The organism is Leptolyngbya sp. CCNP1308, from assembly GCF_034932455.1.
In the GTDB taxonomy this organism is placed as follows: domain Bacteria; phylum Cyanobacteriota; class Cyanobacteriia; order Phormidesmidales; family Phormidesmidaceae; genus Nodosilinea.
Genome location: NZ_JAYGIH010000106.1, coordinates 23,103 through 44,691 on the forward strand (window position 1 = coordinate 23,103; position 21,589 = coordinate 44,691).

The following is a 21,589-nucleotide window of genomic DNA, read 5'->3' on the forward strand; positions in this document are numbered from 1 at the left end:
GGCTTGAAGCCTGACATCTTAGGCTGCTCTAACCCAAAATTCACCAGCTATACCCACAAAAAAAGCGCGACCGAGGCCGCGCCTTGATGCATCAGTTCCGCCAGACGGGGGGAACCGGGTAGATGCATTAGCGGGTCGGCACGTTGCCAGGGCGCACCGAAATAGTTTGCTCGCGACCGTCGCGGCGCAGGGTGACGGCCAGGTCTTGCCCCACGGTCGAACCCTCGACCGCCTGCTGGACAGCGGCGCTTTCTTTCACCGGCTGACCTTCGACGGCCACAATTACGTCACCAGCGCGCAGACCACCTCGGGCCGCTGGGGAGTTGGGCATCACCTGCACAATCAGCACCCCCTCTTCCTCCTCCACAGAGAAGGGCCGGTCGGGGCTATTGTTGATGTTTTCCTTCACCTCGGGCGACAGATTCGCCATCTGAATGCCCAGGTAGGCATGATCGACCCGGCCAGTTTCGATCAGCTGGGCGCTGATGCGCTGCACGGTATTCATCGGAATCGCAAAGCCAATGCCCTGCGCCCCCTGGATAATGGCGGTGTTGACGCCAATCACCTCGCCGTTGAGGTTGAGCAAGGGGCCACCGGAGTTGCCGGGGTTAATGGCGGCGTCGGTTTGAATAAAATCAACCCGCTTGTCGGGTACCCCCACCTCGCGGCTAGAACGACCAGTGGCGCTGATGATGCCAGCGGTCACGGTGCTGTCGAGGCCCAGGGGGTTGCCAATGGCGATCGCCCATTCCCCAGGCTGTAGCTGGTCAGAGTCGCTGATGGCCACGGTGGGCAGGTCGTCGGCCTCAATTTTGATCACCGCTACGTCAGTCACCTCGTCGGCCCCCAGCACCTCGCCGGTAAAGCTGCGACCGTCGGTCAGAGTCACCTGCACTTCGTCGGCCCCGGCGACCACGTGGGCATTGGTAATAATTTGCCCGTCGGCAGAGGTAATAAAGCCCGAGCCCACGCCCCGCTGCACCTGCTGCCCCTGGGGCACCTGCATGTTGCCAAAGAACCGCCGGAAGGCCGGGTCTTGGAACATGGGCGGCACACTGGTCTGCACCGTGCGAGCCGCATCGATGCGAACCACTGAGGGCTCTACCTGACGCACGATGTCGGCAATCACATTGGGGTTGGAGACCGAGGGCGCGATCGCCAGATCACCCTGAGTACCGCTGTTCTGGGGCTGGCTCTCTTGAGCCTTAGGGGCCGGTGCAGGAGATTCCTGATCGCCACTGTTCCAGAAGCCGTTGTCCCAGAATACATCGGTGGTGGTCGGCTGGCTGGTGGCCGAGGGCTGCACCAGGGCGCTGATAGCCTGGCCGCCAGCAGTGGCAACTCCTGCCCCTAAAAGCACTAGGGCCAACGACTTGGCGGCGGGCCGCACGCTGCGCCCAGACCCTCGTCCAGAAACAGGCTCAGAAATACGCCCAGAACCGTCCTTATCCATTGCTGTTACCTCGTTTATGTCTCGCATGATGTTTATAACAATAGAGATATGGTATGGCAGGGGGGTGGCGGGGCCATGGCGAAGCTGTGACACTTTGGCCGCTTTGACTGTGACGATTTAGGGCTCGTCGCCATCGCCATTCGGGCCTTGCCCAGGGATGCACTGACGGCGGCAGTCGCCCTGGTCTAGGCATTGTGGCATGGCGGTATGATTGCGCAGAATTTTGAACGAGTCCGTAAGACCTACAGCGTTCGGTTCATGCCTTGAGTCAGCAACCCCCGAACGCCCATTGAGCAAATCGTAGCTGAAAAGCAGCCTTTCAAAAGTGCTGCTCAAAGCCAGTTGCCTACCAAGACTAAAGGCGCCCACTTGGAGGGAATTGTGCCTTCGTTACTCTTGTCATTTTCGCCGCCGCTTCTGCCTCGAATAGCCTGAATCTGGGCTTGCTGAAGCGCCTGAGCCTTATTCAAGGTTGGATCTCTCAAAAAGCGATAGAAGTCTCCAGTAATTTGCGCTGTAGTTTGGTCATCGGCTTGCCAGAGGGATGCGATCGCACTCCTCGCTCCAGCCCGAATGGCTACCCCGGCTAAACCTAGGGTGGCGCGATTATCTCCAATGGCGGTTTCACAAGCGGTCAGCATGACCAGATCAATTTGCTGTTTGTTAGGGTTGCCTACCCGGATAAACGATTCTAACTGGCCAAAAGTAACCTTTTCGCCCTGGCCTGTAATGATGAAATTGTCTTTGGGGTCAGGGCTAAACAGCCCATGGGTAGCCAAGTGCAAAATTGGGTAGTCACTCGTTTGCAAAGCCTGCTGAAGCTGTCTCTGGCTGAACTCAGCATCCAAAAACACTTGGCTGCCTGGCAATGCCTCAACCACTAGCTTAATTTCATCGGGTACTGAGGGCAGGGCGCGAAACGTAGTTTCATCGACCACAAGTCGCTGGCTGCTGCCTAAAACCAGTGCTTGTAGATTTTCGGGCCGTAAACCTGTGGGAGCGGTCAGGGTAAGCGCTGGTGTTGTGGCGATCGCATACTTCTCAATCAAAAACTGGCTACCGTCGTGCAGGGTCGCCATCGGCACACTGCGCAAAAAGCCATCGTGAATGAAGACTAGTGTATTGATGCCTGCACTCTGAAGATTGGCTTCCAGCGGCGCAATTATCTGAGCATAAAGCTGCTCAGCCAGGGTGGTGTCGTAGGGCTCAGTAGCCCTGTCTTCGAGTCCCTTGCGAAACTCAATGATTGTGGTTTGTAACTGCTGGGTGTTATCGATCCAGACGAGCCGAGATGGCTGATCTGGGATGTTAGCAATCAGAGCGGTGCGATCGGGAAAAATCACCGAGCTGATCACAGCCGTACCAGTGCTCTCGGCTAGCAGATCAACCCGCGCCTGCACAACAGGACTCAGAATGCAGTCATTGCCGAAGTAGTTTTGCAGTTCTGCAAGCCGTAGGGCATCAGCCGTTACCAGAGCCGCTTCTAAGGGAGAAGACGCTTCCGGCTGCTCAGGCAATTGCTTAGTGGCGACCCGTTGTGAGTCGGGCACCCCAGCCAGCTGTAGCTCAATTAGCTCGCGATAAATCGGGTCTACGGTATCGCGAAAGTCGAACTGCACATCCTGATTTGCAGTGAGAATCTCGGTGCGAATAGAGTCGAGGGTGGCCACCGCCTGGTTGTACGTTGCCAGCGCCCTGTCGGATTGCCCCTGCTGGCGATAAATGCGTCCGGCTTGCCACTGCCACAGATAAAGACTGTCAGCAGAATCTAAGTCTTGAGTAGCGGCTATTTGAGCCTGTTGAGTCAAGCTGAGAGCCTGACCAAAGTCACTTTGACACTCGGCTAGATGGCCTAGCTCGCCTAGCGCAAATGACTCAGCCCGCTGGTCATTGATTTGAGTGGCGATCGCAGCGCCCCGCTTCAGCCATTTTTGAGACTCAGTCTCACTATCTGAGGATACGCAACCGAACGCTTTACCCAGCGGCTGGTACGACCGCCCTAGGGCGATCGCGCCGTAGGATGCTTCGCGGCTAGGGGGCAATTGATCAATCAATGCGCCTAGGCGATCGCGCGTGGCCGAGATCGCCGCCGTATTCTCCTGACGGCGGTAAAGGGGAAGCAGATTGAGCCGAGTCTGGAACTCTCCCGACAGGTTTGACTGCCGCTGGGCGATTTCTAGAGCCTGCTCAAACTGCTGCTGGGCTGTGGCTTCGTAGCCCTGTGCTTCTTCTACAAATACTTTATCGTCCAGCCCAATATCGCGGACTCCCTCTGCGCGCCGAAATTCGACTTGAGCCTGGCGACTCGAAATACTGCCTAGGCTATTTTGCATCGGTACTTCAAACTGGCTATACCCAGCCGCTTGGGTTAAAGCTAGCCCCTGCTCTAAAAATGCCTGGGCTTCTGCATAGTCACCCTGAAGGCGATAGGCCTCACCCAAGCTGCCCAGGGCGGCAGCTTGGCCTAGGGTATCCTTGGCAGCAAGCGCGATCGGCAAGGCCGAGCTGGGTTCACAATCGTCAACAGAGATCTCAGCTTTAGGTAAACACAGCAGGGCAATGGCACGGCGATGCTGCCCCAGACTTAAATGCACCTGAGCCTGCTCGGTCAGCGATCGCCCGACCTGCATGGTGTTGCCACCTCGGCGGTGAAGGTCGATGGCAGTAGCCCAAGCCTCTAGGGCCGCTGAGGGTTGCCCCAGCTGCTGGTAGGCCCGCGCCAAGTTTTCGTAGACTAGGGTGCGATCGGCTACTTCAGTATCAGTAGGGAAGGTTTGCAAGGCCGTTTGCCAGCGATCGACGGCGCTCTGGTAATCGCCAGCCTGGTAAAGAGTCACCCCTTCTTGCACCAGCTGAGCGGGGGTCACTGCTTCAGCAGATATTCCACCCAGCAGCAGCCCGTGACCACCCCACAAAGTAAGGGTCAGACTGGCCAAGAAAAGAATGCTCAGAAGACTCCGCAAAGGGCGACGCATAAGGCTCAACATCAAACACACCCCTGTTGAATTTTGATACAGACTTTTGGCTCAGGCTCCGCTGAAGTAAGGCCCAACAATTACCGCTTAGCGTACCAGAAGGGTTTTGGGACAGGCACAATGCTTAATCACACTGTTAGGTTTCACTGCTGGCTAGGTTTCACTGCTGGCAGGCTGTTTTGCTAGGTGCTGCCAGCCGATGCGGCGCTGCGATACCTAACCGGCTTCTATGCACAGCATCATTCTGCTGAAAGGCTTAGCGAATGAGCGTATTGGTGCGATCGCGGCTGTTAGCAACAGTCTCTGCCTTAGGGGCATTGTGCCTCTGAGGTAGTTGCAGTTATAGTCATTGTGAATTTTTCTACTTGATCATCCTCTAGGTGCCGTTGGGCTGATGTATTTTCGCCTAATCACCCCCAAAGAGGTATTGGGCCGATTTTTTCACCCGCTCCTGGAAGATCGTCTTCCTGTTCTAAGGCGTTCTCAACGAAAAAATCGATGCGACTGGCAGAATTCATCCTCGGAAACGTTGAGCCCATTCTTGTGGAATGGGAAACGTTTGCCCGCAGCCTTGAGCCTGGGTCGAATATGACCAAGCCCGCCCTGCGGGACGACGCCGGGGCAATATTGCGAACGACCGCGCGCGACATGCAGGTCGGCCAAAGCCCCGCCCAGCAGGTGAGCAAGTCCAAAGGCAACGGCGGCGTTAGCAGCGACGAAAGCGACCGCCTCGACCACGCCTCAGCAATGCACGGCGCAGAGCGCGTGGGCTCAGGCTTTGACATCATGGAAGTCGCCTCCGAATACCGCGCCCTGCGCGCCAGCGTGCTCCGCCTGTGGCGCAAGAGCCACCCGCACTTCGACATCGACGACATCGATGACATCACCCGCTTCAACGAGTCGATTGATCAATCGCTCGCCGTCGCCATCGGCAGTTACACCAATCGTGTCGATCAGTCGCGCCGCATGTTCCTGGCGATTCTCGGCCATGACCTGCGCAACCCGCTCAACTGCATCAGCATGGCCGCCCAACTGGTCTCGCGCACCACAGCCGAAAACCCGAGCTCTGCCAAAGCGCTGTCGGTGATCGAGACAAACACGCAGGCGATCATGCAGTTGATCCGCGACCTGACCGACTTCGCCTCGACGGGGCTGGGCAGCGCAATGCCGCTGACGTGCGGCCCGGTCGATCTAGAAAAACTCTGTCGCAAAGTCTTCGAGGGGTTCTGCCTGGCCCACCCGCAGCGCAATCTGCGCTTTCACCCAGACGGCGATCTCATCGGCACCTGGGATGCGGCCCGACTCGGCCAGGTCGTCTCTAACCTGATGGGCAACGCCATTCAGCACGGGGCACCCGAGGGGCCGATCGAGCTATCCGTCACTTCAGGCAGCTCAACCGTGGTCTTGAGCGTGCACAACGAAGGGTCGCCGATTCCGCCAGAAATGCTGGCCACAGTCTTTGATCCGCTCATGTGCCACACCACGTCAGAAACAAAAGCGCAGCGGGCTCCGGGCAGCGTTGGTCTGGGGTTGTACATCGTGCGTGAGGTCGTTGTCGCCCACGGGGGCACGGTAGAGGTCGCCTCGACGGCGCAGACAGGCACGACTTTTACCGTTTACCTGCCGCGATCGTGCCCAGTTGAGGGCGATCGTCAGCCAGGGTAGAGTGCCCTGCCGGCTGCACCGCCTTAGCTATTTCCATTGCCTTCTTTGACCAGCACCAACCTGAGATTAGTCATCGCCCAGCAGATCGTCTAAAACAGCGGCAGTCAAACCATTTACAGCCGCTTCCTGGCGAATCTCCTGAGTTACAGCTTCAAGACTATCGGGCTTTACCATATGCTTTAGCCACAAGCTAACAATCGTCTGCATCGCCCGTTGCTGACTCGACGACGCATTGCGCCATGCCAACCTTTACAACCAGCAATCCCTTGCTTACCGTGATGGATAAGCCCTTTTGAGACCTCACCCCCTATGAAGTACCGACGCTTTGGTCGTACCGAGCTTCAGATGCCCGTCTTCTCCTGCGGCGGCATGCGGTACCAACACTCCTGGAAAGATGTGCCCTTAGAGGACGTTCCCCAGAAAAACCAAGAAAACCTAGAGGCCACCATTCGCCGCGCCCTGGACGTGGGCATCAACCACATCGAAACCGCGCGGGGCTACGGCACTTCCGAGGTGCAGCTGGGGCAGATCTTGCCCAAGTTAGACCGCTCTAGCCTAATCGTGCAAACCAAAGTCTCCCCCACCGAAGACCCAGACAAATTTCGCCAAAACCTGACCCAGTCCCTCGATAACCTAAAACTTGACACGGTGGATCTGCTCGGCCTCCACGGCATCAATACTGCCGATATTTTAGACTGGGCTCTGCGCCCCGGCGGCTGTATGGAGGTGGCCCGCGAGTTTCAGCGACAGGGGCGGGTGCGGTTCATTGGCTTTTCGACCCACGCGCCGACGGCGGTGATTCAGCGGGCGATCGCATCCGACCAGTTCGACTACGTCAACCTGCACTGGTACTACGTCAATCAAGATAATTGGGCGGCGATCGCCACTGCCCAGCGCCACGATGTCGGCGTCTTTATCATCAGCCCATCCGATAAAGGGGGCCACCTGTACAATCCTCCCGCCAAGCTGGTGCAGTTGTGCGATCCCCTCAGCCCCATGGTGTTTAACGATCTGTTTTGCCTCAGTCATCCCCAGGTGCACACCCTCAGCATTGGCGCAGCCCGCCCCACCGACTTTGACGAGCACCTCAAGACCCTGCCCCTGCTGGCGGATGCTGACGCACACCTCAAACCCGTGTGCGATCGCCTGCACCACCACGCCCAAACCATGCTGGGCGAAGACTGGCTGCGCACCTGGCAACTGGGCCTGCCCAGCCCGGACGAAACCCCCGGCCACATCAACATCCCCGCCATTTTGCGGCTGCGCAACCTGCTGCTAGCCTTTGACATGGAAGACTACGCCAAGGCCCGCTACAACATGCTGGGCAACGCGGGCCACTGGTTCCCCGGCGAAAAAGCCGAGAACCTGAGCCAGGTGAATCTATCTGAATGCCTGCGCCGCAGCCCCCACGCCGAGAAAATTCCCCACCTGCTGGCCGAGACCCACGACAGGCTGGCCGGGCAGACGATGGCGCGACTGTCGAATGCGTAGTTGAATTGTAGGCACTGCCCACCCTACCGTGCTACGTGATCCCAGGGCTTCACCATATATTGATAGGGAATTGCAGCGATTCCTGAACATTTGTGAGAAGTGATTTTAAGACTTTGTTACGATGGTCACAAACGCACAGGAGAACCATTCACCATGCCGCATACTTCTTCCAACAAAAATTCTGTCGTGATCTCCCCGTCAATTTTATCGGCAGACTTCAGCCGCCTGGGCGAAGAAATCAAAGCCGTTGACGAGGCCGGTGCCGACTGGATTCACGTTGACGTGATGGATGGTCGCTTTGTGCCCAACATTACCATTGGCCCCCTGATTGTCGATGCCATTCGCCCCGTTACCCAAAAGCCCCTCGATGTTCACCTAATGATTGTCGAGCCTGAGAAGTACGTGGCCGACTTTGCCAAAGCTGGCGCTGACATTATCACTGTGCATTGCGAGCACAACGCCTCGCCCCACCTGCACCGCACCCTGGGCCAAATCAAAGAACTAGGCAAAGAGGCGGGCGTGGTGCTCAACCCCGGCACCCCGCTGTCGCTGATCGAGAACGTGCTCGACCTCTGCGACCTGGTGCTGATCATGAGCGTCAACCCCGGCTTTGGCGGTCAGAGCTTTATTCCCACCATGGTAGATAAGGTGCGTGCCCTGCGCACTATGTGCGACGAGCGTGGCCTCAACCCCTGGATCGAAGTAGACGGTGGCCTCAAGGTGAACAACACCTGGCAAGTGCTGGAGGCTGGAGCCAACGCGATCGTGGCGGGTTCGGCGGTGTTTAACGCGCCCGACTATGCCGCTGCGATCGAAGGCATTCGCCACAGCAAGAGCCCCGCCCCCGAGCTGGCCGTCGTTTAGACAGAATAACGGTGACCGCTAACAGCGGCTGTCTCTCCTGGAGTCGGCTTTGAAAAAGGGATGAGTTGAGCGTTAGAGCTGACTCATCCCTTTTAGCTTTTTGACGTGCGGGGAAACTGACCCAGGTGGCGGCCCAGGTCTTTCTGCACCTGGTGGTACAGCCCATCACTCTCACCCTTGAGGCTGACTACGCCATACACCTGCACCGCTTCGTGCTCGCGCCCGGCTAATACGTGAGTGCCGTGGTCAACGCTGACAATGTGGTCTTTCACCAGGTCGTAGCAGGGCTGGGTAATTAAAAGATCGGTGCCGACCATCTTGGTCAACCCCTCAATGCGGCTGGCGACGTTTACGGTGTCGCCAATGGCGGTGTACTCTAGCCGCTGCACCGACCCCACATTGCCCACCACCAATTCACCGTAGCTGATGCCAATACCGTTGTAGAGCGGCGGCAGTCCTTTTTCTTTGAGAGTAATGCGTAGAGTGGCTAGCGCCTCTCGCATGGCCAGGGCGGCGGAGACGGCCCCGAGGGCATCCTGCTCTGGCCCGAGGGATTTGGGCGCACCAAATTCGGCCATCACCGCATCGCCAATGAATTTGTCGATGGTGCCCCGGTACTCCAGAATGGCGTCCACCATCACATCCAGGTAGGTGTTGAGCAGGCTGACGGTTTCGATCGCCCCCAGCTGGTACGAAATGCGGCTAAACCCGCGAATGTCTGAAAACAACACCGCCGCCTGAAACTTTTGCCCCACGGTGAGGCTGGTAAAGTCTTCGGGCTGGCTGAGAATTTCTTGGGCCACCGAGGGGGCGACGTAGCGCTCTAGGGTGCGGCGCAGGCGCTGCTCTTCGAGCCGATTGCTGACGGCCCCGGTGGCAATGTAGGTGACGCCGCCCATGCCCAAACAGGCGACGGGGATGGCCACGGGCATGAGGCGATCGCGGTGCACCATCAGCAGGTAGGCCAGCGCTCCCCAGGCGGCGATCGCGCCCAAAAAACCCACCAGCCGAGGTACCGGCTGAGTGAAGCGGTAGCCAAGGCCGAGGCCGATAGCCCCAATGGCGATCGCCGTCAGCAGTCCCTGGGCTAGGGGGTTGGCGATCGCAGGGTTGACGGTGCGCCCTTCCATCAGGGCGGCCAGGGCGTGGGCATGAATTTCGACCCCCGGCATGGCTCCGTCGATGGGGGTGCGCTTGCGGTCTTGAAACGACTCGGCCATGGGGCCAATCAGCACAATTTTGTCTTTAAACTGATCGGCAATCAGGGGCCAGTTGTCGGGGTCGAGCACCTGCACAAACGACACTACTGGAAAGCTACCCGCCGGGCCGTAAAAAAAGATTTCTTCACTCTGGCGGCTGGGGCTGGGGTAGCCAGCGGCGGCCAGGGTGTCCGCCGCCAGAGATGGCAAATCATCCCCAAAGCTGTGGGCCTGGCGCAGGTTCTCAATGCCCCGGTCGGGAAAGGCGCGATACTTGCCGTCGGTATCGACCTCTAGATTGATCAGGCCCGCCCGGTTGTCGTAGACGGGTGCTAGCAGGTTGGTAAACAGGCCAAAGTCGCTACTCGACACATCGTAGGCGGCGGCCAGGGTGACGCGATCGCCCCACCGGGCCAGGGTGTCTGCCAGCGCTGCATCGTCGTCGGGGCCGTAGCCGCTAGGGTCTACCAGCAGCACGTCAACGGCTACCGCCTTGGCCCCAGCGGCCATCAGCCGCTCAATGGCCTGGGCGTAGGCGCTGCGCTGCCAGGGCCAGATTCCCAACGGGGCCAAAAAGGGGTAGCGCTCTGGGTCAGCCCGGTATAGATCGCCCTGGGTGAGCGAGTACTCGTCAATCCCCAGAATGACGATTTCTTCTGGGGGTGTCACCGGCCCCCGCAGGCGCAGCAAAAACGACTGGGCCTGGCCCTCAATCAGCACAATCCACGGGTGCTGGGAGGTGAGGGCGATCGCGCCAAACACGGCCCAGCTCACCATCAACCCGTGCCCCAGCCGAAAAATACGCCGATAGGATCTCACCATGGCAACCGTTTCCTAAGACGCAAACGCTGGCCGCGCAACGCGGCCACAGAGCCCGACGAGCCTGACCATACTCACAGTTCCCCAACTATAGGCTCCCATGCTAGAAGCCTCTCCTAGAACGGGAAGGGAAAGCGGATCGGCGGGCTGGGAATGGAGGGCAACCAGTAGTAGGGCAACGGCACCCCCGGAAACAGCTGCTCAAAGGAGCGGCGCAGGTTAGCCATGCCGGGTATTTCTACCGCAAAACCGTCAATCAGCGGGCCTTCCAGCAGATCGATAAAATCCTCAGGGCTCAGGGGCGAAATCACCGCTTCGTCGGCCTCGGCATCGACGATCGCCTGCTGCCCCTCCGCCAGGGTAATAGAATCCTCTGGCGCAAAGTCTACGGTTTCTGCCTGGGTCTCGTCAGTCGGCAAAGCGGGTTTAGAGTCTTCGTCGTCAACCGGTGAAGCGCTGTTTTGCTTCGGTGCGGTGAGAAAACCGAGGGGTCCAGTAACTGGCCCAGTCGGTGTAGTTGGCCCGGTGGGGGCAGGGGTTACAGGATCAGGGGTTACAGGGTCAGGGATCAAAGGGTCAGAGGGGCCTACCGGCGCTGGATCAATCGGCGGCCTAGATGGCTCCATCGGATGGACGAAGGGGACTACCGGGTCGGTCGTAGGCACCGCCGGGTCTAGGGTAGGGTCTAGGGGATCAAAGTCGTCGGCCATCGGATCGACGGGCTCAGGGCTGGCATTGCGCTCCACCACCACTTCCCCCTCAAAAACCTGAATAATAGTCTCCCCAGATTCGGTGACTTCGATGGTATAAATTGTGCCTCGCACTCCGGCAACGGTGGAAGTCGAACAGCCGTTGAGGTTGCCGTTGACCAGCAGCGTGCCCCGGTTGATTTGGGCACACTGCCCAATCACCAAACTAGAGTTGTGGGCCAGGCGGGCGACGGCCCCAGTATTAAACCGCAGGGATGCTCGGGCATCCTGAGTTCTGACCTGCTGACGCTGCTGAGCCACGCTGTTGACCTGGGCAGCGCGGTTTTGAATGTAGACCTGGTTGCTGTCTAAAATTTCAGTCACGGTGGCGGCAGAGATTGACTGGCCCTGGGCTCGCTGCCCTGGTAAGGCCAGCAGGCTGCTGCCCACCAGTGCCGCCCCCATAAGTCGGGCAAACCGCCGCCAGCTGGTGCTGGGCTGTAGTCTAAACCCCAATAACCAAAAAGACGCCATCATAAGTTCCACTGAGTTGCCTTGATAGGATCTATACACAGGCAACCATCCAAATTCAGCATAAATTGCGAAACTTAACCCGCCTAAACGCTAGCTGAATACATCAGGCTGGTCGGGGTCGTGTACCTGGCCCAGGTGGGGCAACAGAGCACTGACATCATCGGGGGACTCGGCAATCATCGTCAGCAGGTCATAGGCCTCCATCGGCTCGCCGGTTTGCGCCGACAGGCGATGGGCGTAGTAGCGCAACTGGGCCATAATGCGCGGTTCGGCCTGGCGCAGGTACATGCACAGGCAGGCCCGCGCCTGCGACTCAGGGTCGCGCCCTAAAAAATAGGCCAGGGCCGCCAGCAGATCGCGCTCATAGTCGGGCAGGCTTTCGGGATCGATAGGCATGGTAGGGCGCATAAGCTTGGCCTCAGGCAAAAGCCGCTAAGCGGTAGCGTTGGCCTTTGATACTACCTTTTTGGCTGCAAAGCAGTCTAGACAGGCGATCGCACCGCCGCAACCCGGCCCTTCAGAACAGGGCGCTGCAAAAAAGGCACCAGACAAGTCGCCCGGCGCCCAATCGCATTACTCATTGACCTCACTGGCCACTAGCCAGGGCTGGCGGGGGCCTCGCCCTTTTCAAACACTTTCTCGGTAATCAGGCGTGAGCCCTGCTTGCGGGTGAGGTAGTTGGCCACCCACTGGGTCATCACCATGAGCTTGTTATCAAACTCAATCAGGTAAAAAATGTGCACAAACAGCCACACAAACCAGGCAAAAAAGCCGGTGAGCTTGGCCCAGGGCAGGTTGACCACGGCGGCATGGCGACCGATTACCGCCAGACTGCCAGTGTCTTTGTATTCGAAGGGAGGCAGAGTTTCGTTTTTGAGCTGCTTTTGAATGAGTTTGGCTACGTATTTGCCTTCCTGCATAGCAACCGGGGCCACTCCCGGCAGGGGGCGCTCTCCCTGGTGGGCAAAATGGGCCAGGTCTCCTACCACAAAGATGTTGGGATGGGTGGGCAGGCTGAGGTCGTTGTTAACCATGACGCGGCCCGAGCGATCGCGCTCAGCGCCAGTGCTCTCGGCCAAAATGCCGCCCATGCCGGGGTCACGCACGCCAGCCGCCCACAGCACCGTACCCGCCTGGAGGGTGGTGACCTCTCCTCCCTGCTTGAGGGTGATCTGGTGCCCTGAAATATCCGTTACCAAAGATTGGGTCAACACCTCGACACCCATTTTCTCCAGGTCTGTGTTGGCGCGGGCCGACAGTTCTGCGGGGAATGGGGGCAGCACCCGATCCATGCCTTCTACTAGCAGAATGCGGCTGTCGGTGGTGTCAATGTGGCGAAAGTCGTTGCGCAGGGTGTGGAAGGCCAGCTCGGCCAGGGCTCCGGCCAGCTCTACCCCGGTGGGGCCGCCACCCACAATCACGAAGGTGAGCAGGGTTTGCCGGAGCGCAGGGTCAGCGGTGTTCTCGGCCTTCTCAAAGGCGGCAAAGATGCGCCGCCGCATTTCTAGGGCGTCTTCTACGGTTTTGAGGCCGGGGGCCACCTCGGCCCAGTCGTCGCGGCCAAAGTAAAAGTGGCTCATGCCCGTGGCCACAATCAGGCTGTCGTAGGTCACAACCCGGCCATCAGCAAGGCTGACCACCTGCGGGCCAGGATCAACATTGGTGACCTCCCCCATTAGCACTCGGGTATTCTTTTGGGCGCTGAGGATGCCGCGCAGGGGAGAGGCAATGTCGCCGGGGGAGAGGCCGCCGGTAGCCACCTGGTACAGCAGCGGCTGAAACAGGTGAAAGTTGCGCTTGTCAATTAGCGTCACTTCCACATCGGCACGACCGAGCTGCTGGGCGGCGTAAAGACCGCCAAAGCCACCGCCAATAATCACTACCTGATGCTTGCCGGGGGTAACGGGCGGCACCTCAACGGTGGGGGAAGCGTCGGCGCGGGCTGCGTCTGGGGCCGTAGCGGCTTGGTCGGAGCGTGAGACAGTCTGCATGACAATACCAGGGAAGCAGGTTGTTACTTTTCGTTATAAAGCAGGATACCGCTAAATACTGTGCGCTGTGCTATATCCGCGCAGCTCCATGCAGCCTGTCCAAGATTGTGACAAGTTGAGGCAAAGGGGTTTCGATCGCAGGGATCGAGCTGATAAGCTAAAGGATCTGATTTTTGTCAGCTCTACTCGATCAATTCTGAGTAAGGTCGCGTTTGGGCTGCGCTAAGCGGGCTAAAATTTGGGGAGCTTTTCTGCGCCTCGGCGACGGGGTGAGAGGGGCCGACCTCGCGATCGCAGGGAGACAAGAAATACGGCTATGACGCTGATCGTACAGAAATATGGCGGCACCTCCGTGGGCACCGTGGAGCGCATTCAGGCGGTGGCCCAGCGGGTGCAAGCCACAGTCGAGGCCGGTAACTCGGTGGTGGTGGTGGTGTCGGCCATGGGTAAAACCACCGACGGCCTGGTCAAACTCGCCAATGACATTACCGATCAGCCCAGCCGTCGCGAAATGGATATGCTGCTCTCAACCGGCGAGCAGATCACGATCGCCCTGCTGACCATGGCTCTCCACGCCCTGGGGCAAGATGCCATTTCCCTCACGGGAGCCCAGGTGGGCATTGTCACCGAGGCGGAGCACACCCGCGCCCGCATTCTAAAAATTAAAACCGATCGCCTCCAGCGCCACATTGACGAAGGCAAGGTGATTGTGGTGGCTGGGTTTCAGGGCATTAGCCAAACCACAGATTTAGAAATTACCACCCTGGGCCGGGGCGGGTCTGACACCTCGGCGGTGGCTCTGGCGGCGGCGCTCCAGGCTGAGACATGCGAAATCTACACCGACGTGCCCGGCATTCTCACCACTGACCCGCGCCTGGTGCCCGAGGCTCAGCTGATGGAAGAGATCACCAGCGATGAAATGCTGGAGCTGGCCAGCTTAGGGGCCAAGGTGCTGCACCCCCGCGCGGTGGAGATTGCCCGCAACTACGGCGTCACCCTGGTGGTGCGATCGAGCTGGACCGATGAACCGGGCACCCGCGTGATCTCGCCCCGGCCCCAGCCTCGACCTCTGGAGGGGCTAGAGCTAGCCCACCCCGTAGATGCCGTCGAGTTTGACACCGACCAGGCCAAGGTGGCCCTGCTGCGGATTCCCGATCGCCCCGGCATTGCCGCCCGGCTGTTTGGCGAACTGGCCACCCAGGCGCTGAATGTCGATTTGATCATCCAGTCGATCCATGAGGGCAACACCAACGACATCGCCTTCACCATGGTCAAAGCGAACCTCAACCGGGCCGAGGCGGTGGCCGAAGCCATTGCTCCGGCCCTGCGCAGCAACCCTACCGACACCACCCAGGCGGAGGTAATGGTAGATCACCGCATGGCCAAGATCAGCATTGCCGGGGCGGGCATGATCGGTCGGCCTGGGGTAGCCGCCAAGATGTTTTCGTCCCTGGCAGCGGCGGGGATCAACATTCAGCTGATTTCGACCTCGGAGGTGAAGGTTAGCTGCACCATTGACGTGGAAGACTGCGATCGCGCCATTGCCGTCCTCTGCGAGGCCTTTGAGGTCACCTCGTCCCCTAGACCCCAGGGAGATTCGCCCCTGGCCAATGCGGCTCCTATGGTGCGGGGGGCCGCATTGGATACCAAGCAGTCCCGCGTGGCCATTCGCCACGTGCCCGATCGCCCCGGGATGGCCGCCCACATCTTTCAGCTGCTGGCCATCCACGGGGTTAGCGTAGACATGATCATTCAGTCGCAGCGCTGCCGTCTGGTACATGGCCAGGCCACCCGCGACATTGCCTTTACCGTGGCCCAGGGCGATGCCCAGACCGCCAAGGCCGTGGTGGAGTCTGCCGCCGCCGAGCTGGGTTTGGGGGATGTGGCGGTGGACGATGCGATCGCCAAGGTCAGCGTCGTCGGCACCGGTATGATCTACGCCCCTGGGGTGGCGGCGCGCATGTTCAAGGCGCTCTCAGAGCAGGGCATTAACCTGCAAATGATTGCCACCTCAGAGATTAAAATTAGCTGCCTGGTGGCCGAAGAGGAGGGCGTTAAGGCGCTGCGGGCTGTGCACAACGCCTTTGGCCTAGCGGGGCTAGAGCGCACCGTTGTACCGGCCTGATCCGCTCCATCCCACCAGTCCTACAACCCAAACTAAAAAAACACCGATGGTTAAGCGGTGCTTGTCCCCCAAGGGGGGCGAAGGTATTACTTCAGCGCTAGGTTTAGCTCGGCACAGATCGAGAAAGGCTAGACCTTGCTATGCACCCCTTTCTTCGCACTGGTCGGCTGAATGCGGAACTTCACCAGGTTGGCCAACTCTTGCAGTTGGTGAATGGCCTCGGCCCCTTCCAGCTTCATCAATTCGCGATCGTCGCGCATCTCAGTCCAGGTGATGCCATAGTCGGAGACCAGGAAGCGAATCAGGTGGTCATCGCCCAGGCTCACCATAAAGGATGCACTGTTCATTTGGCCGCCACAGGTGTAGCAGGAGGCCAGATACCCCATACCCTCTAGCACGGTGGCCAGGGCTTGCAGGTTCATGACCAGGTCTCTAACAAATTGGCGGTGCTGCTCGGCTAGTCTGACAAACATAACGACACTCCTCGTTACCCATGGAAATTGTAGCTTAAAAGTTAATTAATTCTTAAGATTTAACCGGTGGTGAGCATTTTTTGCATGCTTTAATCCGTCTATCTTAACGATCTCACAGTAAATATGCCTACTGTGGGGGGGTGAATTGGGCCACTAAATGCTGGCCTGAACCCTGGGATGCAGACGCTGAAGGCATCTTGTGGATTGTGAAAACTTGATAACCTGGGAACCCTGGCATGAAATCTAGGCCATTTTTATGATTCACCAAAGGGTAAGCACTAACCTTTGGGCGATCCGTAGCCATCACCACGAAATAGTGCCCCAATGTCATGCAATGTTAGGAATCGGCCGTGGCCAGCCCCGGCGTTTTGAGCACCCAGGTGTGATCTTCGCCCAGTTCTAAGGTGTTTTGGTGGTAGCCGTTGAGCGATTCGCGGTGGCCGACGCTGACAAAGGTGGTGCCGGTGTGGCGCAGATGGTCGTAAAGTTTTGCTTCGTTGGCCCGATCTAGGGCGCTGGTGGCTTCGTCGAGAATGACAAAGTCGGGCTGGCTGACCAAAATGCGGGCGAAGGTAAGGCGCTGCTGCTCGCCCAGCGAGAGCACGTCGCCCCAGGCTTCGATCGCATCAAAGCCGTCAAAACGTTCGGCTAGATTCGCCAGATTGACTTTCTCCAGAGCGACCTGAAGCCCAGCATCGTCTACGGCTTGACTGGTGTTGGGGTAGAGCAACTGCTCCCGCAGAGTGCCAAGAATCATGTAGGGCTTTTGGGGCAAGAACAAAATGTTGTCGAGGTCGGGGCGGTGGATGGTGCCACTACCCGACTGCCAGAGACCGGCGATCGCCCGCAGTAGCGAGCTCTTGCCGCAGCCGCTCGGCCCCACAATCAGCAGCCCGGTTTGGTCGGGGATATCTATAGAGAGGTTTTCGACCAGGGTGCGCTGGTAGTTGGGGGTTTGCAGGGTGAACTGCTTCAGCGCCAGGGAGTCTGAGGTTTCAATGGCGATGGTGGGATGCTCTACGGATGCTGGAGCGTCTGCCGCCGTGGGATGGTCTACGGATGCTAGGGAGTCTGCCGCCGCTGGGGCCTCAGGCTCTAAGTGGTTGAGGGCTTCGGCAAAGCTGTAGAGACGGTCGATGCCCGCCCCAAAGGAAGTCAGCTCTGAGAACCGGGCCACCACCACATTGAGGGAAAAGAACACCCGCACAAAGGCTCCCTGGGCTTCGGAAACCTTGCCCACTTCGAGCTCGCCGGCAAACACCGCCGGGGCCACCACAATCGCCGGCAGCACAAAGGGAATGAACTCATAGGCGTTGGTCAAGACGTTGAGGTTGAGTTCCCACACGATCAGCTTTTTGAAATTCTCGAAGGCGGCCATGAAGCGGTTGTTTACCTGGCTGGCCTCCTGGGCTTCGCCCCGGTAGAAGGCAATCGCCTCGGCGTTTTCGCGAATCCGCACCAGGCTGAAGCGAAAGTTGGCCTCTCGCTTGAGCTGCTCAAAGTTGAGCCGCACCAGGGGCTGGCCAAAAATTACCACCGTCACCAGGGTGCCCAGCAGGGCGTAGAGCACCAGAAACCCCACCAGGTTTTTGGAGATGCCCCACAGCACACCGCTAAAGGCGATCACTTGCAGTACCGAACTCACGACCACCAGCAGCAGCGCCAGCGACTGCTGGGTGAAGTTCTTCACATCTTCAGCGATGCGCTGGTCGGGGTTGTCAATGTCGGGGTGGAACTGCTGAATGTCGTAGAAGGCGCGATCGCCAAAGTAGTCGGCCACAAACCGCCCGGTCAGCCAGCGTCGCCACTCTAGCCCCAGCCGCTTTTGCAGGTAGTCGTAGCCTGCCATCAGCGGCGCGTAGGCCACCAGCACGGCAATAAACACCAGCACCGTTTCCCAAAAGCGGGCTTCGTCTTTGGCGGAGAGGGCCGAAATCAGCACGCCGCGCTTGTTGTTGAGCACTACGCTGAGGCCGGTGTAGCCCAGCAAAAACACCGCAATTAGCAGCAGCAGGCCCCCAGCTTTCCACTTTTCGTCGCCAAACCAGTAGCTCTTGGCGATCGCCCAAAACCGTCTAAACCCTTTCAGGTTAAATCGTTCCATGCCGGTGCAAAATCTCCCGCTGCGCAAAGGGTGCTGGGGAGATCTTACAAAAGTTAAACCTTCCGTGCCGGATTACTGGAGCGTTAGCGCACCCATTTTGCCGCTCTGGTAATCGGTTACAGCCTGGTAGATTTCCGCCGAGGTGTTCATCACAAAGGGGCCGTGGCCGACAATGGGTTCGTTGATCGGTTCGCCGCAGAGCAGCAGGGCGGTGGTGTCTTGCAGACAGTCGAGGGTGAGGGTGGTGCCAGCGCGATCGCAGATGCCAATCTCTGCTTCGCTAATCGGATCTGACTCGCCCACGCGCACCGATCCCTTCAGCACCACCAAGATCGTGGTGTAGCCCTCGGGCAATTCCAAACTCACCTGCTTGCCCCCCATCAGCCGCAGATCCCACATATTGATCGGGGTAAAGGTTTCAGCTGGCCCCTGAGCGTTTTGGAACTCTCCAGCAATCACCCGCAGACTGCCCTGGCCATCGGGCAGCTCAACGGTAGGGATGCGATCGGCGGTGATGCCCTGGTAGCGGGGCGGGGCCATTTTGTCTTGGGCGGGCAGGTTGACCCACAGCTGTACCATCTCAAAGGGGCCACCGTGCTGAGCAAGGCTCGGCCCGTGAAATTCTTCGTGCACCAGACCCGCCGCTGCCGTCATCCACTGCACATCGCCAGGGCCAATGATGCCGCCGCCCCCAGCCGAATCGCGGTGCTCAACCTCGCCCTCGTAGACAATGGTGACGGTCTCAAAGCCTCGGTGGGGGTGTTCGCCCACACCGCGCCGCGCATCGGTCGGCGGAAAGTTGGCTGGCCCGGCATAGTCGAGCAGCAAAAAGGGGCTAATGGTTTGCCCCAGACCGTTGTAGGCCATCAGCGTCCGCACCGGAAAGCCATCGCCGACCCAGTGGTGACTTTGGGTATGCTGAATGCTGCGCAGGGCTTTAGCAGGGCTGGGCTGTTTGGTGGGCGACATAGTGGCGGTCGATCTCGTTTGGGAACAGTTACAGGAGTTGGCTGAGGTTTTCGTAAAGGGTAGCGATCTCACAGGTAAACCCAATACTGGAAAATTCAATAATGCTCCCCTCTTGATAATTGTAGGGAATCCACAGATTGTCTGACTTGCGCTGAAATCGCTCGACCAACACCTGCTTTTGATGAATGAGAACGTACTCTTCAAAGGCTGGGTTCGATTTGTAGTCACCGAATTTATCTCCCCGGTCAAAAGCCTCCGTCGAATCTGACAAAACTTCGACGATAAGTTTGGGATGCACAATGAAGTCTTCATCAGAGCGGAGGTCGCGATCGTTGCAAGTAACGGCCAGGTCAGGATAGTAGAACACATCTAAGACGGGCAGTCTCACCTTCATATCGGTGGCGTAGGCAATGCCAGCGGTGCCGCGCAAGTAGTTGACCAACAGTGCCGAGAGATTGCCCGTAATGATGACGTGCGCTTTGCTGGCTCCAGCCATCGCCACCATCTGACCCTGAAGGTACTCGTGTTTGATGGGGCTGATGTGCTCAAGCTGAAGGTATTCTTCAGCAGTAAAGTAGGCGTGGCTTTTGCTAACGGTCATAGTTGAGGCTTATATCCAGCGCTGTATCGATGATAGCGATGTTCTGCTCTGGTATTTGTGCTCAGCTCTTAGAACCGGCAGCATCGACATTGTCACTGTCTCCAAGGGTGCTTTAGCGTTGAAAGATAACTATTTGTCTATGACTTACATTGGTCATTAAGGATTGGGCTAAACCTATGACCGCAACGTCTCCGGCAAAAACTGCTCCGCGCAAAATTCCTCAAGACCAGTGGCATCGAGCGACCTGGGCCGACTATATAGCGCTGCGGGATGACCCAAGTCCAGAGCACATAAAACTAGCTTTTGACGAAGGACGGCTGTGGGTCACGACAGGGGCAGAAGGCATTGGTCACGCGGCAGTCAGCGATTTGTTCATTATGATTCTTGGTTTCTGGGCCGTTCAGCACCCAGACCAGGTTTTCAGTTCCCTGGGGCGATGCTTGTTAGAACGGGCGGAGGTGCGGGCCAGCGCTCCCGATCTCGTCCTGTACGTAGGGTCAGACTATCCCCAGTGGCAGCCGGGGGAACCGCGTCGGATTGATCTGAACCAAACCCGAGTGCCTGATCTGGTGGGCGAAATTTCTGACACCACCCTGGCCAGCGATCTCGATGAGAAAAAGCACCTTTACGCCGCCCTGGGCATTCCTGAATATTGGGTGGTTGACGTGCGCGGGCAGCGGGTGTTTGCCTTTCTGCTGCAAGAGAATGGCGAATACCGGCCCGGCGAAACCTCCCAGGCACTGGCGGGTCTGCCCATTGCGCTGCTGGATGAAACCCTGCAACGGCTGGCCCAGGGCACGAATACCAGTGCAGCGGCTTGGTTAAGCCAGCAAATGGCCACACTGACCCAGGAGTAGCCACGATGAGACCCACAACTAATCTCCCGAATCAATTTCGGACGATCGCCCTCCGCCCATCCAAACTCATGGCGCTGCTGACGGCGCTGGGGTTAACCCTGATCGCCCGACCGCTGGCCTCTCAAACGCTGCCCCTGCCCGATCACCTAATTCCGCTGACCTCGGCGGAGGGACAGAGGCTGCTCCGAGACAGTGAAGCACTGGCGGATTATGTACCGCTGACCAGCCAGTTTGTGACTCAGGTTAACCAGGCGTTCTGCGGGGTGGCGAGCACGGTGATGGTGCTCAACGCCCTGGGGGTTCCGGCCCCACTGGCCCCGGAGTGGGAGCGGAATTATTTCACCCAGGAGAATGTATTTAACGAGCAGACCGAGGCGATTATTGCTAAGGATGCGATCGCCCGCCAAGGTCTCACCCTCGCTGAATTAGCAGGCATTCTCGAAACCTATCCCGTCAGTGCTGAAATTCACCACGGCAGCGATGTGAGTTTGGATGAGTTTCGCCAGCTGATTCGCGCCAATCTGGAGACCCCCGATAGCTACGTGCTGATCAACTACTTGCGCCGGGCGATCGGCCAGGAAAGCGGCGGCCACATTTCGCCCGTCGCCGCCTATGATGCCGACACCGACCAGTTCTTGATTTTGGATGTGTCGCGCTACAAGTACCCCCCGGTGTGGGTGCAGGCTGAAACCCTGTGGAAGTCTACCAATACGGTAGATTCGGTGTCGGGTAAGACGCGGGGGTTTTTGCTGGTGGAGGCGCGGTAGGAGTGGGTGAGTG

General features: G+C 58.6%; 16 protein-coding genes. 6 read left to right on the forward strand and 10 right to left on the reverse strand.

The features are described 5' to 3' along the window. Nucleotides 1-127: 127 nt before the first annotated feature. Both VB780_RS26580 and VB780_RS26585 read right to left on the reverse strand, forming a co-directional pair. Nucleotides 128-1,453 (reverse strand): HhoA/HhoB/HtrA family serine endopeptidase, encoded by a 1,326-nt coding sequence (locus VB780_RS26580; RefSeq protein WP_323354208.1) that lies wholly within the window; start codon nucleotides 1,451-1,453, stop codon nucleotides 128-130. A gap of 332 nt (nucleotides 1,454-1,785) precedes the next feature. Then, a complete protein-coding gene (locus tag VB780_RS26585) occupies nucleotides 1,786-4,440 on the reverse strand; it encodes a CHAT domain-containing protein (protein WP_323354209.1) in 2,655 nt (884 codons plus the stop codon). A gap of 486 nt (nucleotides 4,441-4,926) precedes the next feature. On the opposite strand from VB780_RS26585, the gene VB780_RS26590 reads away from it, so the two are divergent. The 3 genes from VB780_RS26590 to rpe all read left to right on the forward strand — a co-directional run bounded on the left by VB780_RS26590 (nucleotide 4,927) and on the right by rpe (nucleotide 8,448). Beyond that, nucleotides 4,927-6,093, forward strand: a complete 1,167-nt coding sequence (locus tag VB780_RS26590; RefSeq protein ID WP_323354210.1) for a sensor histidine kinase — start codon at nucleotides 4,927-4,929, stop codon at nucleotides 6,091-6,093. A gap of 309 nt (nucleotides 6,094-6,402) precedes the next feature. Further along, a complete protein-coding gene (locus VB780_RS26595) occupies nucleotides 6,403-7,584 on the forward strand; it encodes an aldo/keto reductase (RefSeq protein ID WP_323354211.1) in 1,182 nt (393 codons plus the stop codon). A gap of 153 nt (nucleotides 7,585-7,737) precedes the next feature. Next, nucleotides 7,738-8,448: a ribulose-phosphate 3-epimerase gene (gene rpe / locus VB780_RS26600; protein ID WP_323354212.1), complete on the forward strand. Its 711-nt coding sequence runs from the start codon at nucleotides 7,738-7,740 to the stop codon at nucleotides 8,446-8,448. A gap of 92 nt (nucleotides 8,449-8,540) precedes the next feature. Here the strand turns inward: rpe and VB780_RS26605 are convergent, their stop codons facing one another. From VB780_RS26605 to VB780_RS26620, 4 genes are all read right to left on the reverse strand, one after another. Beyond that, on the reverse strand, nucleotides 8,541-10,469 hold the full coding sequence (locus VB780_RS26605) for an adenylate/guanylate cyclase domain-containing protein (RefSeq protein ID WP_323354213.1): 1,929 nt from the start codon (nucleotides 10,467-10,469) through the stop codon (nucleotides 8,541-8,543). Nucleotides 10,470-10,582: 113 nt separating this feature from the next. After that, on the reverse strand, nucleotides 10,583-11,689 hold the full coding sequence (locus VB780_RS26610) for a hypothetical protein (protein WP_323354214.1): 1,107 nt from the start codon (nucleotides 11,687-11,689) through the stop codon (nucleotides 10,583-10,585). Between the two features lie 90 nt (nucleotides 11,690-11,779). After that, complete coding sequence (locus VB780_RS26615; protein ID WP_323354215.1) at nucleotides 11,780-12,085, reverse strand: hypothetical protein; 306 nt, start codon at nucleotides 12,083-12,085, stop codon at nucleotides 11,780-11,782. 200 nt (nucleotides 12,086-12,285) lie between these two features. Further along, the gene (locus VB780_RS26620) at nucleotides 12,286-13,680 is read right to left on the reverse strand and encodes an NAD(P)/FAD-dependent oxidoreductase (RefSeq protein WP_323354216.1); all 1,395 of its coding nucleotides are present in this window, start codon (nucleotides 13,678-13,680) and stop codon (nucleotides 12,286-12,288) included. A 316-nt stretch (nucleotides 13,681-13,996) separates the two neighbouring features. On the opposite strand from VB780_RS26620, the gene VB780_RS26625 reads away from it, so the two are divergent. Then, entirely contained in the window at nucleotides 13,997-15,805 is a 1,809-nt protein-coding gene (locus tag VB780_RS26625; RefSeq protein ID WP_323354217.1) for an aspartate kinase, read from the forward strand. 128 nt (nucleotides 15,806-15,933) lie between these two features. On the opposite strand, the gene VB780_RS26630 is transcribed toward VB780_RS26625, so the two are convergent. The 4 genes from VB780_RS26630 to VB780_RS26645 form a co-directional block, all read right to left on the reverse strand. Continuing rightward, nucleotides 15,934-16,278: a DUF1815 family protein gene (locus VB780_RS26630; protein ID WP_323354218.1), complete on the reverse strand. Its 345-nt coding sequence runs from the start codon at nucleotides 16,276-16,278 to the stop codon at nucleotides 15,934-15,936. A gap of 337 nt (nucleotides 16,279-16,615) precedes the next feature. Continuing rightward, nucleotides 16,616-18,382: an ABC transporter ATP-binding protein/permease gene (locus VB780_RS26635; RefSeq protein WP_323354219.1), complete on the reverse strand. Its 1,767-nt coding sequence runs from the start codon at nucleotides 18,380-18,382 to the stop codon at nucleotides 16,616-16,618. 72 nt (nucleotides 18,383-18,454) lie between these two features. Next, a complete protein-coding gene (locus tag VB780_RS26640) occupies nucleotides 18,455-19,351 on the reverse strand; it encodes a pirin family protein (RefSeq protein ID WP_323354220.1) in 897 nt (298 codons plus the stop codon). A gap of 28 nt (nucleotides 19,352-19,379) precedes the next feature. After that, a complete protein-coding gene (locus tag VB780_RS26645) occupies nucleotides 19,380-19,952 on the reverse strand; it encodes a Uma2 family endonuclease (RefSeq protein ID WP_323354221.1) in 573 nt (190 codons plus the stop codon). A gap of 176 nt (nucleotides 19,953-20,128) precedes the next feature. On the opposite strand from VB780_RS26645, the gene VB780_RS26650 reads away from it, so the two are divergent. Together VB780_RS26650 and VB780_RS26655 are read left to right on the forward strand one after the other, a co-directional pair. After that, entirely contained in the window at nucleotides 20,129-20,809 is a 681-nt protein-coding gene (locus VB780_RS26650; RefSeq protein ID WP_323354222.1) for a Uma2 family endonuclease, read from the forward strand. Between the two features lie 5 nt (nucleotides 20,810-20,814). Next, complete coding sequence (locus tag VB780_RS26655; protein ID WP_323354223.1) at nucleotides 20,815-21,576, forward strand: phytochelatin synthase family protein; 762 nt, start codon at nucleotides 20,815-20,817, stop codon at nucleotides 21,574-21,576. Nucleotides 21,577-21,589: the final 13 nt, after the last annotated feature.

Excerpts from the sequence above, each read along its gene's own strand:
- VB780_RS26595 (WP_323354211.1), top strand. The coding sequence starts at position 6,403 with ATGAAGTACCGACGCTTTGGTCGTACCGAGCTTCAGATGCCCGTCTTC.
- VB780_RS26655 (WP_323354223.1), top strand. The coding sequence starts at position 20,815 with ATGAGACCCACAACTAATCTCCCGAATCAATTTCGGACGATCGCCCTC.
- VB780_RS26590 (WP_323354210.1), top strand. The coding sequence starts at position 4,927 with ATGCGACTGGCAGAATTCATCCTCGGAAACGTTGAGCCCATTCTTGTG.
- VB780_RS26620 (WP_323354216.1), bottom strand. The coding sequence starts at position 13,680 with ATGCAGACTGTCTCACGCTCCGACCAAGCCGCTACGGCCCCAGACGCA.
- rpe (WP_323354212.1), top strand. The coding sequence starts at position 7,738 with ATGCCGCATACTTCTTCCAACAAAAATTCTGTCGTGATCTCCCCGTCA.
- VB780_RS26640 (WP_323354220.1), bottom strand. The coding sequence starts at position 19,351 with ATGTCGCCCACCAAACAGCCCAGCCCTGCTAAAGCCCTGCGCAGCATT.
- VB780_RS26605 (WP_323354213.1), bottom strand. The coding sequence starts at position 10,469 with ATGGTGAGATCCTATCGGCGTATTTTTCGGCTGGGGCACGGGTTGATG.
- VB780_RS26610 (WP_323354214.1), bottom strand. The coding sequence starts at position 11,689 with ATGGCGTCTTTTTGGTTATTGGGGTTTAGACTACAGCCCAGCACCAGC.
- VB780_RS26630 (WP_323354218.1), bottom strand. The coding sequence starts at position 16,278 with ATGTTTGTCAGACTAGCCGAGCAGCACCGCCAATTTGTTAGAGACCTG.
- VB780_RS26625 (WP_323354217.1), top strand. The coding sequence starts at position 13,997 with ATGACGCTGATCGTACAGAAATATGGCGGCACCTCCGTGGGCACCGTG.
- VB780_RS26615 (WP_323354215.1), bottom strand. The coding sequence starts at position 12,085 with ATGCCTATCGATCCCGAAAGCCTGCCCGACTATGAGCGCGATCTGCTG.
- VB780_RS26645 (WP_323354221.1), bottom strand. The coding sequence starts at position 19,952 with ATGACCGTTAGCAAAAGCCACGCCTACTTTACTGCTGAAGAATACCTT.
- VB780_RS26585 (WP_323354209.1), bottom strand. The coding sequence starts at position 4,440 with ATGTTGAGCCTTATGCGTCGCCCTTTGCGGAGTCTTCTGAGCATTCTT.
- VB780_RS26580 (WP_323354208.1), bottom strand. The coding sequence starts at position 1,453 with ATGGATAAGGACGGTTCTGGGCGTATTTCTGAGCCTGTTTCTGGACGA.
- VB780_RS26635 (WP_323354219.1), bottom strand. The coding sequence starts at position 18,382 with ATGGAACGATTTAACCTGAAAGGGTTTAGACGGTTTTGGGCGATCGCC.
- VB780_RS26650 (WP_323354222.1), top strand. The coding sequence starts at position 20,129 with ATGACCGCAACGTCTCCGGCAAAAACTGCTCCGCGCAAAATTCCTCAA.